Source organism: Faunimonas pinastri (genome assembly GCF_900110915.1).
Taxonomy (GTDB): domain Bacteria; phylum Pseudomonadota; class Alphaproteobacteria; order Rhizobiales; family Afifellaceae; genus Faunimonas; species Faunimonas pinastri.
The window spans coordinates 1-16,307 of record NZ_FOFG01000010.1 but is presented as its reverse complement, the minus strand read 5'-3'; the positions used below and the strand labels follow the sequence as shown (position 1 = coordinate 16,307).

Annotated in this window: 17 protein-coding genes and 1 tRNA gene; 14 read left to right on the top strand and 4 right to left on the bottom strand. The window is 65.4% G+C overall.

The annotated features are described in order from the left end of the window. Nucleotides 1–43 precede the first annotated feature (43 nt). From BMY25_RS13385 to BMY25_RS13365, 5 genes are all read left to right on the top strand, one after another. Nucleotides 44–1,414, top strand: coding sequence for a DegQ family serine endoprotease (locus BMY25_RS13385; RefSeq protein ID WP_238858335.1), 1,371 nt, complete (start codon nucleotides 44–46; stop codon nucleotides 1,412–1,414). Continuing rightward, complete coding sequence (locus tag BMY25_RS13380; protein WP_092497359.1) at nucleotides 1,415–2,725, top strand: replication-associated recombination protein A; 1,311 nt, start codon at nucleotides 1,415–1,417, stop codon at nucleotides 2,723–2,725. 140 nt (nucleotides 2,726–2,865) lie between these two features. Further along, nucleotides 2,866–3,852: an RluA family pseudouridine synthase gene (locus BMY25_RS13375; protein WP_092497357.1), complete on the top strand. Its 987-nt coding sequence runs from the start codon at nucleotides 2,866–2,868 to the stop codon at nucleotides 3,850–3,852. Nucleotides 3,853–3,868: 16 nt separating this feature from the next. Continuing rightward, the gene (locus BMY25_RS13370) at nucleotides 3,869–4,780 is read left to right on the top strand and encodes a DMT family transporter (RefSeq protein ID WP_092497355.1); all 912 of its coding nucleotides are present in this window, start codon (nucleotides 3,869–3,871) and stop codon (nucleotides 4,778–4,780) included. Nucleotides 4,781–4,883: 103 nt separating this feature from the next. Further along, nucleotides 4,884–5,666, top strand: a complete 783-nt coding sequence (locus BMY25_RS13365; RefSeq protein WP_238858334.1) for an ATP12 family chaperone protein — start codon at nucleotides 4,884–4,886, stop codon at nucleotides 5,664–5,666. Nucleotides 5,667–5,689: 23 nt separating this feature from the next. Here BMY25_RS13365 and BMY25_RS13360 read toward each other — a convergent pair whose 3' ends face one another. Beyond that, the gene (locus BMY25_RS13360) at nucleotides 5,690–6,613 is read right to left on the bottom strand and encodes an alpha/beta fold hydrolase (protein ID WP_177176858.1); all 924 of its coding nucleotides are present in this window, start codon (nucleotides 6,611–6,613) and stop codon (nucleotides 5,690–5,692) included. 212 nt (nucleotides 6,614–6,825) lie between these two features. On the opposite strand from BMY25_RS13360, the gene BMY25_RS13355 reads away from it, so the two are divergent. The 6 genes from BMY25_RS13355 to BMY25_RS13330 all read left to right on the top strand — a co-directional run bounded on the left by BMY25_RS13355 (nucleotide 6,826) and on the right by BMY25_RS13330 (nucleotide 11,536). Beyond that, on the top strand, nucleotides 6,826–7,935 hold the full coding sequence (locus BMY25_RS13355) for a glycosyltransferase family 2 protein (protein WP_092497351.1): 1,110 nt from the start codon (nucleotides 6,826–6,828) through the stop codon (nucleotides 7,933–7,935). Between the two features lie 105 nt (nucleotides 7,936–8,040). Then, entirely contained in the window at nucleotides 8,041–9,075 is a 1,035-nt protein-coding gene (locus BMY25_RS13350; RefSeq protein ID WP_092497349.1) for a glycosyltransferase, read from the top strand. An 87-nt stretch (nucleotides 9,076–9,162) separates the two neighbouring features. After that, the gene (locus BMY25_RS13345) at nucleotides 9,163–9,621 is read left to right on the top strand and encodes a hypothetical protein (protein ID WP_177176857.1); all 459 of its coding nucleotides are present in this window, start codon (nucleotides 9,163–9,165) and stop codon (nucleotides 9,619–9,621) included. 117 nt (nucleotides 9,622–9,738) lie between these two features. After that, the gene (locus BMY25_RS13340) at nucleotides 9,739–10,704 is read left to right on the top strand and encodes a DMT family transporter (RefSeq protein ID WP_177176856.1); all 966 of its coding nucleotides are present in this window, start codon (nucleotides 9,739–9,741) and stop codon (nucleotides 10,702–10,704) included. A 51-nt stretch (nucleotides 10,705–10,755) separates the two neighbouring features. After that, nucleotides 10,756–11,043, top strand: coding sequence for an acylphosphatase (locus BMY25_RS13335; RefSeq protein ID WP_092497343.1), 288 nt, complete (start codon nucleotides 10,756–10,758; stop codon nucleotides 11,041–11,043). Between the two features lie 55 nt (nucleotides 11,044–11,098). Next, nucleotides 11,099–11,536, top strand: coding sequence for a hypothetical protein (locus tag BMY25_RS13330; RefSeq protein WP_092497341.1), 438 nt, complete (start codon nucleotides 11,099–11,101; stop codon nucleotides 11,534–11,536). Nucleotides 11,537–11,548: 12 nt separating this feature from the next. On the opposite strand, the gene lipB is transcribed toward BMY25_RS13330, so the two are convergent. Continuing rightward, complete coding sequence (gene lipB / locus BMY25_RS13325) at nucleotides 11,549–12,283, bottom strand: lipoyl(octanoyl) transferase LipB (protein WP_092497339.1); 735 nt, start codon at nucleotides 12,281–12,283, stop codon at nucleotides 11,549–11,551. A gap of 172 nt (nucleotides 12,284–12,455) precedes the next feature. Here lipB and BMY25_RS13320 point away from each other — a divergent pair. Further along, nucleotides 12,456–12,539 (top strand) — tRNA-Leu (locus tag BMY25_RS13320). 65 nt (nucleotides 12,540–12,604) lie between these two features. Here BMY25_RS13320 and BMY25_RS13315 read toward each other — a convergent pair. After that, entirely contained in the window at nucleotides 12,605–13,477 is an 873-nt protein-coding gene (locus tag BMY25_RS13315; protein WP_092497337.1) for a DUF1194 domain-containing protein, read from the bottom strand. Between the two features lie 263 nt (nucleotides 13,478–13,740). Here BMY25_RS13315 and mgtE point away from each other — a divergent pair, with 263 nt between their 5' ends. Then, nucleotides 13,741–15,099, top strand: a complete 1,359-nt coding sequence (mgtE, locus tag BMY25_RS13310) for a magnesium transporter (RefSeq protein ID WP_238858333.1) — start codon at nucleotides 13,741–13,743, stop codon at nucleotides 15,097–15,099. A 101-nt stretch (nucleotides 15,100–15,200) separates the two neighbouring features. Further along, a complete protein-coding gene (locus BMY25_RS13305) occupies nucleotides 15,201–15,953 on the top strand; it encodes a GH25 family lysozyme (RefSeq protein WP_092497335.1) in 753 nt (250 codons plus the stop codon). On the opposite strand, the gene BMY25_RS21190 is transcribed toward BMY25_RS13305, so the two are convergent. Next, nucleotides 15,950–16,307: transposase (locus BMY25_RS21190; RefSeq protein WP_238858332.1), on the bottom strand; the 358-nt coding region annotated here is incomplete at its 5' end. The two genes, BMY25_RS13305 and BMY25_RS21190, sit on opposite strands and share 4 nt — an antisense overlap.

The following is a 16,307-nucleotide window of genomic DNA, read 5'->3' as shown; positions in this document are numbered from 1 at the left end:
GGTCGGTTTGATCAGCAGATCCTGTTTTTATGTCGGAGCGGTCGTGAGCGCGCTGGCGCTTTCACCGTATTCGGACGCGCTCGCCCAGGAACAGGCACCGCAGAGTCGCCAGGAGATCACGCTCTCCTTCGCGCCGGTCGTGAAAAGAGCCGCTCCGGCCGTGGTGAACGTCTATGCGACGCAGAAAGTGCAGGCCCGCCGCTCTCCCTTTGCCGGCGACCCCTTCTTTGAGCGGTTTTTCGGCGGTGACATGGGTGTCCCCCAGGAGCGGGCACAATCTTCTCTTGGGTCTGGCGTTATCGTCGACCCGAAAGGCCTGATCATCACCAACCATCATGTGATCGCGAATGCGAATCAGGTTCGGGTGGCTCTTTCCGACGGCCGTGAGTTTCCGGCGGAGGTGATGCTCGACGACGAGCGCACCGATCTCGCGGTCCTTAAGATACAGGGCAGCAGCGGCAACTATCCCATCCTGAAGCTGTCCGATTCCGATGCCTTGGAAGTCGGCGATCTCGTGCTGGCGATCGGCGATCCCTTCGGCGTCGGTCAGACCGTCACGAGCGGCATCGTTTCCGCTTTGGCCCGGACCGACATCGGGGCCAACGACATGTCGTTCTTCATCCAGACCGATGCGGCGATCAATCCGGGTAATTCCGGGGGTGCACTCCTCGACGTGCATGGCGATGTGGTCGGCATCAACAGCGCGATCTACTCGCAGTCCGGCGGCAATATCGGGATCGGCTTCGCGATTCCCTCCAACATGGTGCGCACCGTGCTGGCTCAGGCGCAGGCCGGGAACAAGACGGTCGAGCGGCCTTGGATCGGCGCATCGTACCAGCGCGTGACTTCCGAGATTGCCACCTCGCTCGGGCTCGACCGGCCCCGCGGCGCGTTGGTGACGGATGTTCAGCCGTCCTCGCCGGCAAGCCGCGCGGGCCTCAAGATGGGCGACCTGATCGTCTCGGTGGATGGGCTGGAAATCGCCGATCCGCCAGGCCTGGAATATCGCTTCGCCCTGGCGGGCATCGGCAAGGATGTGAAGCTCGGGATCCGGCGCGACGACCGGCCGACCACGCTGACCCTGGCGCTGGAAAAGCCGCCGAAGGGTGGGGCCGAGACGACCATCGGCGGCAACATGCCCTTGACGGGTGCGACCGTGACGGACCTCTCGCCCTATCTCGCCGCCCGGCTGCATATCCAGAACGTTCGCTCCGGGGCGGTCGTGACCAAGGTCGATCCCGCATCGCCGGCCGCCCAGCTGGGGCTCAGGCCCGGCGACCTGATCCTGCGCCTGCAGGGCCACGACATTTCCAGCGCGGATCAGCTGAACGACCTGATCAAGGCCGGAAGCCGGCTCTGGCGCATCACCATCGACAGGGGCGGCAGTGTTTCCAACCTGGTGATCGGCGGCTGAATGACGAACCTGTTCGAGGCCGCAGGTCTGGAAAAGACGGCGCCGCGTCCGCTTCCGGACCGGCTGCGGCCTCGAAAGCTCGACGAGGTCGTGGGACAGGAGCATCTGGTCGGCGGCGGCGGCACGCTGACCCGCATGCTGCGCTCCGGCCGGGTGGGCTCGCTTGTCCTGTGGGGACCGCCGGGCACGGGCAAGACAACGGTTGCGCGCTTGCTTGCGGCCGAGACGGACCTCCACTTCGAGCAGATCTCGGCGATCTTCACCGGCGTCGCGGATCTCAAGAAAGTTTTCGAGGCGGCGCGGGGGCGGCGGCAGACGGGCCGTGGCACGCTGCTCTTCGTCGACGAGATCCATCGCTTCAACCGGGCGCAGCAGGATTCCTTCCTGCCCGTCATGGAGGACGGCACCGTCACGCTCGTCGGCGCGACGACGGAAAACCCGTCTTTCGAGCTCAATGCCGCTCTCTTGTCCCGCGCGACGGTGCTGGTGTTTCATGCGCTGACGCCGGACGCCGTGGGGGATCTTCTCGCCCGCGCGGAGCGGGAAGAAGGGCGGCCGCTGCCGCTCGACGATGATGCGCGCCGGGCGCTGATCCGAATGGCGGATGGCGACGGGCGAGCGTCGCTTTCCCTGGCCGAAGAGGTCTGGCGCTCAGCCGGCGAAGACGAGATCTTCACGCAGGAACGACTGCAGGCGGTGCTGCAGCGTCGCGCTCCGATCTATGACAAGTCGCAGGACGGTCACTACAATCTGATCTCCGCCCTGCACAAATCGGTGCGCGGCTCGGACCCTCAGGCGGCGCTCTACTACTTCTGCCGCATCCTCGACGGCGGGGAAGACCCAATGTTCCTCGCCCGGCGGCTTATTCGGATGTCGGTAGAGGATATCGGCCTTGCCGACCATAACGCTCTGGTGGTGTGCAACGCCGCGCGCGACGCCTATCACATGCTGGGGACGCCGGAAGGCGAACTGGCGCTGGCGGAGGCGGTCGTCTATCTCGCCACCGCCCCGAAATCCAACGCCCTCTACACTGCCTACAAGGCGGCGATGCGGACCGTGAAACAGGGCGGTTCGCTGCTGCCGCCGAAACACATCCTGAATGCGCCGACCAAGTTGATGAAGTCGGAGGGCTACAGCGACGGCTATCGCTACGACCACGACGAGCCCGATGCCTTTTCCGGACAGGATTATTTCCCGGAAGCCCTGGGCCGGCAGGAATTCTATCGCCCGACCGATCGCGGCTACGAGAAGCGGCTGTCGGAGCGGATGGAGCATTGGGATCGGCTGCGGCGGGAACGCGGATCGAGCTAAAGCGGCGTCCGCCGGCTTGCCAAGCTGCGAAAAATTGGTTGGTCTCCTCGCGGCGCTTGTGGCGCGGGGGGAGTGTCGATAACCAGAGCCATGAGCAATGGCACGAAAAACCGCCTCTTCGGGGCGGGTAGGACTGAGATATGGTAGGGGTTGCGACCCGCACGGTTGAAGCCGATGAGACCGGGATGCGCCTGGACCGGTGGTTCAAGGCCCATTATCCCGGCCTCGGCTTCGGGCATCTGCAAAAGTTGCTCCGCTCCGGCCAGATCCGGGTGGATGGCGGCCGCGTTCAGACCTCCACTCGGCTGAATGCCGGGCAGCAGGTTCGCATTCCGCCGATCACGCCCGACGAGAACCGGCCGCAGACGGCAGGCACCATCAAGAGCATGACGGACCGCGATGTGCTGCAGGGCGCGCTGCTGCACGAGGATTCGCAGGTTCTTGTCTTCAACAAGCCCGCGGGTCTCGCCGTGCAGGGCGGCTCCGGCCTGACGCGCCACGTGGACTCCATGCTGGAGGCCTTCACCGACCGCCAGGGCCGCAAGCCCAAGCTCGTGCATCGCCTCGACCGGGACACGGCGGGCGTTCTCGTCGTGGCGCGCACGCGCACGGCGGCCGCCTATCTCGCCAAGGCCTTCAAGGACCGCGAGACGCGCAAGTTCTACTGGTCGCTGGTCGCCGGCGTGCCGCGGCCGAATACCGGGCGAATTTCCACCTATCTCGCCAAGACCGAGGGGCCGGAAGGCGATCGGATGCGGATCGCCAAGCACGGCGAGCGCGGCGCGGACCATTCCGTCTCCAACTATGCCGTGGTGGACAAGGTCGCGCAGAAGCTCTCCTGGCTGGTCATGCAGCCGGTGACGGGCCGCACGCACCAGCTGCGCGCCCATGCCGCCCATATCGGCCACCCGATCGTCGGCGATCCGAAATATTTCAACATCGAGAACTGGGAATTTCCCGGTGGCATCCAGAACCGGCTGCACCTGCTGGCGCGCCGGATCATCATCCCGCATCCGGATGGCGGCAAGCTCGATGTGACCGCGCCGCTGCCGCCGCACATGAAGCAGAGCTGGGCCGTGCTGGGCTTCGACGAGTCGTCCGGCGAAGATGCCGCGGACCTGATCTGACCCTGAGAGTTCGCGGGTGAAGTCGCAGATCGACCTTCGCGCGATTCTCATCCTCCTCGTGCTTTGCGCCGGCTGGGGGCTGAATCAGGTCGCCATCAAGATCACGCTGGCGGGCATTCCGCCGCTGATGCAGATCGGCGGGCGCTCGCTGGTGGCCGTCCTGTGCCTGCTCGTCTGGTGTGCGGTGAGCGGCAAGCGGCTGTTCGAGCGTGACGGCAGCCTGCCGGCCGGTTTGCTGGCGGGGCTGCTCTTCTCCGGCGAATTCCTGTTCATGTTCTTCGGCGTCGCGCATACGACGGCTTCACGGTCGGTGATCTTCGTCTATCTCTCGCCCTTCGTGGTCGTGCTGGTCGGGCATTTCGTGCTGGGCGAGCGGTTGAGTCGCGTCAAGCTCGCGGGCCTCGTGCTTGCCTTCCTCGGCGTGGTGCTGGCGTTTTCCGACAGCCTGTTCGGGGCGGTGCAGGGATCCTTGCCTGGCGACCTCCTTTGCATCGGGGCGGCGATCGCGTGGGGAGCGACGACAATCGTGGTCAAGCGTTCGAAGCTGCGCGACGTCGGGGCGGAGAAGGCGCTGCTCTACCAGCTCGCCGTCTCGGCCACCGTTGCGCTCGGGCTTTCCCTGATGCTCGGCGAGACACTGAACACATCCTCAGTCCCGGCCGTGCTGCCCTGGTTCCTGTACCAGAGCGTGCTGGTTGCGGGCATCAGCTATCTCATCTGGTTCACCCTGATCCAAGCCTATCCCGCCGGGCTTCTGTCGTCCTTCACCTTTCTGACGCCGCTCTTCGGGGTGATCTTCGGTGGCTGGATTCTGGGCGAACCGCTCACCATGCGGCTCGTCGGGGCCTTGGTTCTCGTCGCGGCCGGCATCTACCTCGTCAATCGGCGGAGGCCGCTTCGCGCCCGGGCATCCGGGGCATCGGCATGAGGGTGTTGCTTGTTGAAAACGCCGCGCGGTCTCCGGGCGGGCGGCGGAACGATGTAACGCCTTGCCGGTTCGTGATGCGCCGGGGCGGCTCCGGCGGGCAACAGTGCGCGACAGCGAAGTGCAGGACATGATCGACCCCCAGGAACTGGCGCGCCGGCAAACAGTGCGGAGCCTGCCGAAGCGATTCTACTCCGATGTCACGACCGTGGAGGAGGACGGAATGCATTCCGTGCGCCTCGATGGCAGCCCGGCGCTGACGCCCGCCCGCAAGCGCCTCGCCTCGCCGAGTGCGGTGATTGCCTCGGCCATGGCGGAGGAATGGGAATCGCAGCGCGAAACCATCGATCCCGCGACCATGCCCGTGACGCGTCTGGCGAGCACCGCGCTGGACGGCGTGGTGCAACAGATGGCGGGCGTGCGCGAGGCGATCCTCGCCTATGCCGGCGCCGATCTCCTGCTTTACCGCGCCGGGCATCCGGAGGAGCTGACGGAACTCCAGCGCCAGGTCTGGGATCCGGTGATCCGCTGGGCCGAAGGCCGCTATGCTGTCCGGCTCCTGCTGGCGGAGGGCGTGACGTTCGTGACGCAGCCCGCCGAGACGCTGGCGGCGATCGGGGAAGCGCTGGCTTCCGTGCAGGACCCGTTCGAACTCACGGCGCTTCATATGGCGACGACGCTGACCGGCTCGGCGCTGCTGGCGCTGGCGCTTCGCGAAGGCTTTCTCCCGGGCGAAGACATCTGGAACGCGGGCAATCTGGACGAGGACTGGAACGTTCGCCAATGGGGCGAGGACGCCGAGGCGGCCGAGCGGCGCGACCGCCGCCACCTCGATTTCAAGGCCGCCGAACTGGTGCTGGGGCAGGGATCGAGCCGGCTCGCTCCCTGACCCTCACTGGGTCCGCCCGCGCGTCAGTGCGTGACGGGGGCGTCATCCGGGACGGCGTTGGCACCGGCCTCTGTCGGCGCCCGCGGCTCAGATCGTTCCGCAGGCGCGGGCTCGTTGCCGCGCAGGAATGCGATGACCGCCTCGTTGAAGACCTCCGGCCGCTCCAGCATGGCTGCATGGCCGGCATCGGGAATCAGGAGCAACCGTGCGCCTGGAATCAGATGCGCCATTTCCACCGTATGCTCCTGCTTGATCGCCTGGTCATGCTCGCCGTCGGCGATGATCGTCGGCGTGGTGACCGCGCCGAGCTCGGCGGGAGAGAAGTTGGGCTCCGTCCGCCACATGTGCTTGACCGCCTGAACGAGGTCCTCGCGCGAGAGTTCGCGTTCCGCCGGGCGACCGGATTCGGCGATGGTCGCGGAAAGATCCGGCGCAGGGGGGATCGGCGCGTCCGGGTGATGCAGGATCAGCCCGTCCGTATTGTAGTTGGCGCCGAAGGCGAAGAGCTTTTCCAGACGGTCGGGATGACGAATCGCCAGATCCAGTCCGATGATGCCGCCATCGCTCCAGCCGACGATCGACGCCTTCGGGATTTTCAGCTCGTCCATGAAGCCCACCACGTCGGATGACATCAGGTCGTAGCCGATCTTCCCGTCCCAGCTGCTCTGCCCATGGCCGCGGCTGTCGAGCGCGATGACCTGCCAGTTTTTGTCGAGAGCGGGAATGAGGTGCACCCAGGCGCGCGAATCGCCAAGGCCGCCGTGCAGCAGGATCACGGGCCGGCCTTTGCCGTAGATCTCGTAATAAAGCCGCACGCCGTTGACGTCGGCGTAGCCGGAGGTGCGGGGACGCGGCGTTTCCGGCTCGGCGGCGGCGCGGGCGAGCAGCCCGGCCATGCCGATGCCGACCAGCGAAAGAAGAAGAACGGTACGGACAAGGGACTTCAAGCTGCGCTCTCCTTGGCAGCGGTCCCCGTCAACGGGCTTCTTCGACGACATGCGGGTCGGAACAGACCCGTGGGCGTGATCGGAAGTGTGAACGGGCCGGATGGATTTACAATTTCAAACCGCCACCTCATGAGCTATTTCGTGGCGGCTTTATGTTGTGACGTCCCTTCGGCGAAAACGTGAAGTACCGTGATGCCGCAGCCGGGTGCCTGATGAACCGAGACGAGAAATTCCTTCAGGCCTTCGGCATCGAAGCGCTTCCGCAGGTTCCCGTCGGCCGTTCCGTCGTGGCGGTGGTGCTCTGCTACAACGAGGTTCTCCGGCTCTCCTACTTCCTCGACTTTCATCGCTCCATGGGCATCGAGCACTTCGTCGTGGTCGACAACAATTCCGATGACGGCACGTTCGAGCTCCTGAGCGCCCAACCGGACGTGACGGTGATCCGCACGGCCAACGATTACAAGGAATACAAGGCCACCTGGCGACACCTGATCGCCGACCGGTTCTTCGAGAACACCTGGGTGCTCTTCCCCGACGTGGACGAGCTTTTCGTCTATCCCGGCTGGCCGGAGCGGAAGATCCAGGACCTGACCGCCTATCTCGATCGCCATGGCTACGGCTGCCTGTTCACGACGATGGTGGACATGTATTCCGACCGGCCGATCGAGCAGGTGAGCTATCGCCCCGGCCAGAGCTTCATCGAGACCTGTCCCTTCTTCGACGGCACGGGATATCGGATGGGCAGCCCGAAGGCGGCAAGTCTCAGGCGTTTTCCCAACCCGGGCTTGCAGGTCCATGGCGGGCCGCGGGAGCGGCTGTTCAGCGCCGGGCGGCGTCCTCAGAACGCGGTCGACCGCTGGGTGCTGCGAACCTTCTTCTCCGTGCACAGGCCTGAGCCGCGGCGAGGGCTGGGACGACGCATTGCTCGCCTCGCGCTGAAGTATACCCGCCAGACCCTGCCGCAAGCGAAGCCGGTCATGAGCAAGATCCCCCTCCTGAAATGGCAGGCCGGCTATGAATTCGGAGGCGGCGTCCATATGTTGAATCGGAAGGTGCCGACCGCACCGGACTGGGGCGCTCTGCTGCATTTCAAATATCTCGACGACTTTGCCGAAAAAGTTGCCCACGCGATCCGGCGCGGACAGCATAGCGAAGGATCGGCGCAGTACAGATCGTACGACGCGCACAAGGGAGACCTGATGCAGCGCGGCGCGGTTTATCCGGGATCGCGTCGTTTTGAGGGAACGTCATCGCTGATCGCCGCCGGTCTCATGCGGGTCTCGGCACAATTGCGGGCCGATTTCAAAAAAGTCGATGACTAAACAGAACTTGTCTTTTCCTGCATGCCGGTTTCCTTGCAGAAGGAACTACGAATTCGTGCGCGAACATGGGCCGGACGGACGAGCCGGAGCTTGGATTGATCGGGTATGACGAACCTGCGGGTGCTTCACATACATCTCGGCCTGAATCACGGCGGGGCGGAAACGTTCTTCGTGAAACTGGCCGGTGGGCTGGCACGCCGGGGCGTGGTGCAGCGTGCGATCGTCATGCCGGACAGGATCTGGACGGACGATCTCAAGCTGGCGGGCTGCGAGGTGGTCGAACGGCCGCTCTACAAGGGCCTGCGCGGGCTGCCGGCGCAATGGGCGCTGCCGCGCGACATCGCCGCTTTCAAGCCGGACGCACTGCTGGCCTGGATGGATCGGGCCGCCCGCCGCGTGCCCAAGGGTGACTTCGTCAAGGTGGGGCGGCTCGGCGGTTACTACCGGGTCAAGAACTACCGAAACTGCGATCACCTGGTCGCCAACACGCCGGACATCGCCCGCTTCATCACCGAGAGCGGCTGGCCGGCCGAGCGGACGCACGTGATCTCCAATTTTCCGGCGATGAAGCGCGGCGCGCCGATCGCCCGCGATACGCTGAACACGCCGGACGGCAAGCCGCTGCTCGTCGCCATGGGACGATTCGAGCAGATCAAGGGTTTCGACGTGCTGATCCGCGCGGTCGCCCAGGTGCCGGACGTCCATCTCTGGATCCTGGGCGAGGGGCGCGAGCGCGAGGCGCTGGAAGCGCTGGTCCGCGATCTGGGGATCGAGGATCGGGTGCGGCTTCCCGGCTGGATCGAGCGTCCGTCCGCTTATTTCGAGGCGGCGGACATCTTCGTCGTTCCGTCCCGCCACGAGCCGCTCGGCAACGTGCTGCTGGAAGCCTGGGCCATGCAGAAGCCCGTCATCGCCGCCGACAGCGAGGGGCCGTCGTGGCTGATCCAGGACGGGGAGAATGGCCTTCTGGTGCCCAAGGGCGATGCGGAAGCCATGGCCGGAGCGATCCGCCGCTATCTCACCGACCCGGAGCTTTGCCGCCGGACGGTGGAGGCAGCCTGCCGGAAGCTGGAAAGCGAATTTTCCGAGGAAGCGATCTGCTCCTCGTTCATCCGGCTCCTGTCCGGAAATAATCCGTAGGGCAGGCGAATCAGAACGATCGGATAAAGCTTCTATTCACCTTGAGGCTTTATGAACGTCAGCAGTCCTTTTCGCACGGGTAGCGTGATGCTGATCAGCGATCTTCTGACCCAGGTTCGTTCCTCCAGGACCCTGTCCCGGGAGGATGCACAGAAGATGCAGCGGTTCCTCTATCGCGGGGAGACGCTGCGGTCCGACGACATCGACATGATGCTGGCTCTGGACGAAGTGGCCCACCGCCACGATCCCGCCTGGAAAGACCTTCTCTGCAAGGCGGTGGTCGACTTCATCGTCCATCAGGAGAAGCCGTCCGGCTCGATGAACCGCGACAAGTCCGATTGGCTGCTGCAGCGCGTGGCGCATGGAGGCAGCATCGGGCCGGCGTCCCAGTTGGCCGTGCTGACCGCCGTGCTCGCCGCCTCGCGTTCGTGCCCCGACGAATTGCAGGTGTTCGCCCTGCAGGAAGCCAAGCGTACCGGTATCGGGACGGGCAGCCGGGCAGGGCTGCGCGAAGCCCAGCCTCTTCGGCGCGCGGGCGGCCTCTAGCCCGTATTCACCGCGCCAGCAGCCGTCTGGCCGTTCACTTGCCCATTCGCTTGGGCGTCGAGCCGCTTGTCTCTCCATTCGCTTGCTATGCGCCCGGAAGCCGTGGATGCAGGCGGCATGAGTGCAGCGCCGCTTCCCGATTCCCGTTCAATCTCGCCCGGCGCCGATCGTTCGGCGGTGCTGAGCGGCCTGCTGCTGATGATCGTCGGCACCTCGCTGCTCCCCGGCATCGACGCGCTCGCCAAGCTGGCGTCCGTGTCGCTCAGTCCCGGCGAGATCACGGTCTTCCGCTTCGGCTCGCAAACGCTGTTCACCCTGCCGCTGGTGGTTGCCGCGCAAGGCTGGGGCGGACTAATGCCGCACCGCAAGGGGGGCAACATCGCGCGCGGCGCGCTCCTTTCCATGAACGGGCTCCTCTATTTCGCCGCCGTAAAATACATGCCGCTCGCCGACGCGCTGGCGATCTTCTTCGTCGAGCCCTTCATCCTGACGCTGCTTTCGGCCGTGGTGCAGAAGGAGCGGGTCGGTGCGATGCGATTGCTGGCGGTCGTGATCGGTTTCGCGGGTGCGCTGCTGGTCATCCGCCCGAGCTATGGCGCCTTCGGCGCGGCGACATTGCTACCCTTGGCCGGCGCGCTGATCTTCGCGGTCTACATGATCCTGAACCGCAGGCTCGCTCCTCACGATTCGGCGCTCACCATGCAGTTCACCTCGGGCCTCGCCGGCACGGTCACGGCCTCGCTGGTCCTGCTGGCAGGCCAGGCGACGGACCTGCCGGATCTGGCGATCAGCATGCCGCGCGCCGCCGATCTCCCGTTGATGGTGGGAATGGGATTGATCGCGACGCTGGGTCACCTGCTGATCGTCAGGGCGTCCGCTTCCGTGCCCGCCTCGCTGCTGGCTCCGTTCACGTACCTGGAGATCGTCGGCGCCACGCTCCTCGGCTACCTGGTCTTCGGCGATTTCCCGGATGCGCTGAAATGGGTCGGCATGCTGCTGGTGGTCGGGCCCGGCATCTTCGTGTTCTGGCGGGAAAGCCGGGCGGGGCGCGGGAGCCGGAGCCGCGACGAAGCCGCTCGATAGTGCAGGCTGGATGCGGGCATGATGCCATGTCCGGCAGGAGGGGAGGCGTTCATGAGTTCCGCTGATCATGGCTCGGTGCGGGTGCGCATTTCCGGCCGCGTCCAGGGCGTCGGCTTCCGCGCCTGGACGGAACGGGAGGCGCAACTCCGCAACCTGTCCGGCTGGGTGATGAACACGCCCGGTGGCGATGTGGAAGCGCTCTTCGCCGGCCCGGCCGACAGGGTGGAAGACATGCTGGCCGCCTGCGGGAAAGGCCCGCGACTGGCCAGCGTCAAGACGGTGGAGGTCATCGGCACCGGGGAGGAGAGCCCGGAACCGTTTACAATTCGAGCTAAATGATATTGACGCGTTAACGATTTGTTCATCAAATCCCTTCCGACAGCGGGAGGGAACGATGGACAGGCTTGTTTGGGGCGGCGCCGCACTTGCGATCGCGCTCGGGTTCGGCCTCAATCCCGGTGGCGTCATGGCGTCGGTGGAAACCGGCGCTGCCGCCGTCCGAACCGCTTCGCTTGTCCAGCCTTCCATGCCCGAGACGATCGGGGGAGCGGCCGACCTCCGTCTCCGCTACGTGCAGGAGGATGGCCCGTCCAGCGGCCATGTGCGGGTGCTGCTGACGCCGGAGACCCGGTCTCTCACCGTCCTGTTGGCGCGCTCGGCGGCTCAGCAGGCCTTTCTCCAGGCGCTTGACGAGCCCGGCGTCCGCGACGGTCTTTCCCGCGTGATCGTCGAGGTCGCGCTGATGCCGGAGCAGCGGGATGTTGGCATGCACCGAACCTTCCGCTTCGTCTCAAAGGGCGAGCACACCTGGTCGATCCTGCCGGGCGAATGACGCCGCCCGGCGTCAGGCCCCTGCGGGCGTGATCGTCGGTCCGAACAGCGTCTCGAACTCGGCCCGGAGCGCGCTGTCCACCTCCGCCATCGACACGGGCAGGCCGAGATCGACGAGGCTCGTCGCGCCGTAGCCCGAGATGCCGCAGGGCACGATACCGGAATAGTGCTCGAGATCAGGTTCCACGTTGAGGCTGATGCCGTGGAACGTCACCCAGCGGCGCACGCGGATGCCGATCGCCGCGATCTTGTCCTCCGCCGGCGAGCCGTCGAAGAGCGGCGGCTTTTCCGGGCGCCGGACCCACACGCCGACGCGATCCTCGCGCCGTTCGCCGCGCACGTTGAAGCGATCCAGTGTCGCGATGATCCAGGCCTCCAGCGCCGCCACATAGCGACGGAGATCAGGCGCGCGGCGGTTGAGGTCCAGCATGACATAGGCCACGCGCTGCCCCGGCCCGTGATAGGTATATTCTCCGCCTCGCCCGGTTTTAAATACGGGGAACCGGTCGGGCGCCAGCAGGTCTCCGGCATCGGCGCTGGTCCCTGCCGTGTAAAGGGGAGGGTGCTCCACCAGCCAGACCCGCTCGGACGCACGCCCGTCCGCGATGGCCGCGACGTGCCGCTCCATCTCAGCGACGGCTTCCGCGTAGGGTACGAGGCCGTCGCTGATCAGCCATTCGACCGGCGGAGAATCGCCCGCCGCCTTGAGCTCGGTGAGGAGGTCGGCGCGGCTTGTCGGGACGTTCATGATCGGAAGCGGCGGAAATGACGTTTCATGCGCTCCATTTAGGCGGTGCGCGAAGCGGAGGAAAGCCGGCTCGTTGCCGCGTTCTCCACAGAAAGCGCAGAAGGACCCTTGTGGTACGCCAAGCCATTTGCTAATGAGCGCCGGCGCCGGAGAGCTTACCAGCTTCGGACATGCGGTCGTGGCGGAATGGTAGACGCGCAGCGTTGAGGTCGCTGTGGGGCAACCCGTGGAAGTTCGAGTCTTCTCGACCGCACCATCTAAAAAGGCGGACCTTTTGGGTCCGCCTTTTTCGTTTGAGGCACCGTTCTCCTCTGGCCGTCGTCAGCGGCCGGGCTGAATGCCCCAGCGCTGCTGCATCAGCTTCTCGCCAATCATGCAGTCTGTCGGCTCCCGCCGCTTGAACTGAACCGGAATCACGCGGGCGTCGCCGTTCTTCGAAGCATGCTCCGCATCGGGCTGGAGGCCAGATATTTCCAGGACGAGCTTGCGCCGGATCGCGTCCACGAACTCCTCCTTGTGCTCGATCTTCAGGATAAAGGCCGCGTCGCCGCCGATCACGCAGTCGCGGTAATAGGCATCGAGATTCGGGATGGAGAAGAAATCGACATAGGCCCGTTGCAGCATGATCGGCAGGCCGTTGATCGCGATCCCGCCGGCCACCACCGCGTCGCGCGCTTGCGTAACCGGAATGCCCTGGTTGTTCGGCCCGTCGCCGGACACGTCGATGGCGCGCCGGGTGCCATGCTCGGGATCGGCCCCGAACAGTGTCTGGCCGAAGATGAGGGCGCCCGAAATCGAGGTGCGGGATCGCCGCTCAGGCGCTTCCGTGGCCAGGCGGTCGGCAAAGGCCGCCGCACTCTGCTCCCCGTCGATCACGGTCCAGGGCACCACGACGGTCTGTGTCTCCGAGCCGGCCCATTCCATATAGGTGACCGCGATTCGGCCAAGGTCCCCGCTCCGGATGGCCTTGATCACCTCCGGCGAGCGGAACGCATCCATGTAGCCCTGCCGCTGCACCGTCTGCTCCTCCACATCCATGGAGAAGGAGACGTCGACGGCAAGAACGAGTTCGAGGTCGACCGTGGCGGGCCTGTCCTGCGTTAGAGCGGGCGCGGCGGAGGCGGGAGCGGCGAGCGAAAGGGCCGGGACCAGCCCGGCAAAGCAGAAGCCGATCGCAACCAGCCAGTTCGCCATGATCGATTGTTCAGCTGTTTTATGGCGTTGTCATCAATCTTCGTTTGTGTCTCGCCGAAAAGTGGCGAAACCCGCTTTGGCGGCTGATATCCGGGATATGCGGAACGGAGCGGGATGGTCGCCATTCGAAGATGATCCCCGTGAGCAGGCGGGGTGGTGCAGGACGACCCCGACGGAGCGACGATTTGGAACAGCAAGCGACGAAGACGGACGAAACCGAAGCCCATGCCGGAGCGCCCGAATCCGTCGCTATGCCAGAGCCCATGACGATTCACGACGAGGAAGGCGGTCTCGACCGCGATTTCGTCGCCACCGTTCGCGATGCGGTGGACGCGGAAAACGGGACGGCCCTCCGGGATCTCGTCGAGGATCTGCACGAGGCCGATCTCGGCGATCTCCTCCAGGCGCTGACGCCGGAGCAGCGCGACGGCTTCGTCCGGCTGCTCGGCCGCGATTTCGACTGGCTCGCGCTGACCGAAGTGGACGAGAGCGTCCGCGAAAAGATCCTGGCATCCATTCCCAACGAGACCATCGCCCAGGTGGTGCGGGAGCTGGAGCCGGACGATGCCGTCGAGATCATCGCCAACCTCGACGAGGAGGACCGCGAGGAGGTCCTCGCCGGCATCCCGATCGCCGAACGCATCGCCTTCGAACGCAGCCTCGACTACCCCGAGAATTCGGCCGGCCGCCGCATGACGACCAAGTTCATCGCCGTGCCGCCGTTCTGGACGGTGGGGCAGGCGACGGACTTCCTGCGCGGCAACAGCCGCCTGCCGGAGGAATTCACCGAGATCTACGTCGTCGATCCGCGTTTCTGCTTTCTTGGGACAGTGCCGCTTAACCGGCTCCTGAGGGCAGGGGCGGAGGAGCGGATCGAGGACATCAAGGGCGAGGTGGATTACGCCATCCACGCCACCGACGACCAGGAGGACGCGGCGCGCCTGTTCGAGCGCTACAACCTTCTCTCCGCCGGGATCGTCGACGAGAACAACCGTCTGGTCGGCGTCATCACGGTCGACGACATGGTGGACGTGATCGAGGCGGCGGCCGAGCAGGAGATGCGGCGGCTGGCCGGCGTCGGCGACGAGGAACTCTCCGACAGCGTCGTCTACTCCGTCCGCTCGCGCTTCTGGTGGCTGCTGGTCAACCTCTTCACCGCCATTCTCGCGTCCTCGGTGATCGGTCTCTTCGACAACGTGATCCAGCAGATGGTCGCGCTCGCCGTGCTGATGCCGATCGTCGCCTCAATGGGCGGCAATGCCGGCACTCAGACCATGACGCTTGCCGTGCGGGCCCTTTCCACGCGCGACATCAAGGCCATCCGGCCCGGCCGTTTCGTGAGGCGCGAGGTGACCGTGGGCCTCATCAACGGCGTGCTCTTCGCGATCCTGATGGGCGCGATCGCCGGGCTCTGGTTCGGCCGTCTCGAAGTGGGACTGCTGATCGCGTCCGCCATGATCGTCAACATGATCGCGGCGGCGCTGGCCGGCATCCTGATCCCGCTGGCGCTCTTCTCCGTCGGCGCGGACCCCGCGATCGCCTCGACGGTTTTCGTAACGACCGTAACGGATTGCGTCGGGTTCTTCGCATTTCTCGGGCTGGCGACGCTGTGGATCCATTAAAGCGACCCCGCGAGCTTCATTAATCATGTGGATTAACGGCGCGGAAAGGATAGTGTCGGAAAAAGAGCCAAACCAGACACGATCCCTCGGGACACGCCGTTATGACCCTCGTTCGGCCCGCTGCGCTTTTGGCACTGCTGATGACCCTCCTGCTCGGAGGTTGCGGCATGTTCGGGCCCCCGCGCGACCCTCAGGCCCGCGATTTCCCCGTACAGGGAATCGACGTTTCCCGCTGGCAGGGCGACGTGGACTGGAATGCCGTCCGCCGCGACGATATCGGCTTCGCCTTCATCAAGGCGACCGAGGGCGGCGACTGGACCGATCCCAAGTTCCGCCAGAACTTCGACCGCGCCCGCGCCGCTGGTGTCCGCCGCGCGGCCTACCATTTCTTCTATTTCTGCCGCCCGGCGATGGAGCAGGTGGAGTGGTTCGTCCGCAACGTGCCCTACGATCCGGAGGCGCTGCCGCCGGTGCTCGACCTGGAATGGGGCGGCAACCCGTCCTCGTGCAAGTACCGTCCGTCGCGCGAGGAAGCGCGCCGCGAGATCCGAGTCTGGCTGGAAGCGATCGCTCAGATCTATCACAAGCGCCCGGTGATCTACACGTCGATCGACTTCAATCGCGACGTGCTGGACGGCGACTTCAACGATTTCCCGATCTGGGTTCGCTCCGTCCGAGCCTATCCGACCAAGCGCTATGCCAACCGCCGCTGGACCTTCTGGCAGTACACCGAGAAGGGCAAGGTTGCCGGCGTCCATGGCCATGTGGACCGCAACGTCTTCGCCGGCTCCCGCCGTCAGTGGCAGGCTTTCCTCGACGGCGAGATGGATCACAGCCGCATCGCCCGCCTTTAGGTCGTAGACTCATAAGCTCTCAGCCATAGGCGTGTTGAGGCGATCAGGAGGGCTGCGAGAAAGTTTCGGGCGAGCTTGTCGAAGCGCGTTGCGACACGGCGGAAGTGTTTGAGCTTGCAGAAGAACCGCTCCACGAGGTTGCGCCGGCGGTAGAGGGCTGGCTCAACGGAGCGCTGCACACGGACCCGGCTCTGGGTGGGGATATGCGCCTGTCCACCTGTTTTGGCGACAAGATCGAGGATAGCGCGGCTGTCATAACCGCGGTCCGCAACGAGTGCTCCGGCTGCGGGCAGGCCGACCAGCAGGTCCGGAACGGCGGTTTTGTCCGAAGCCTGGCCGGCGGTGATCAGCAGC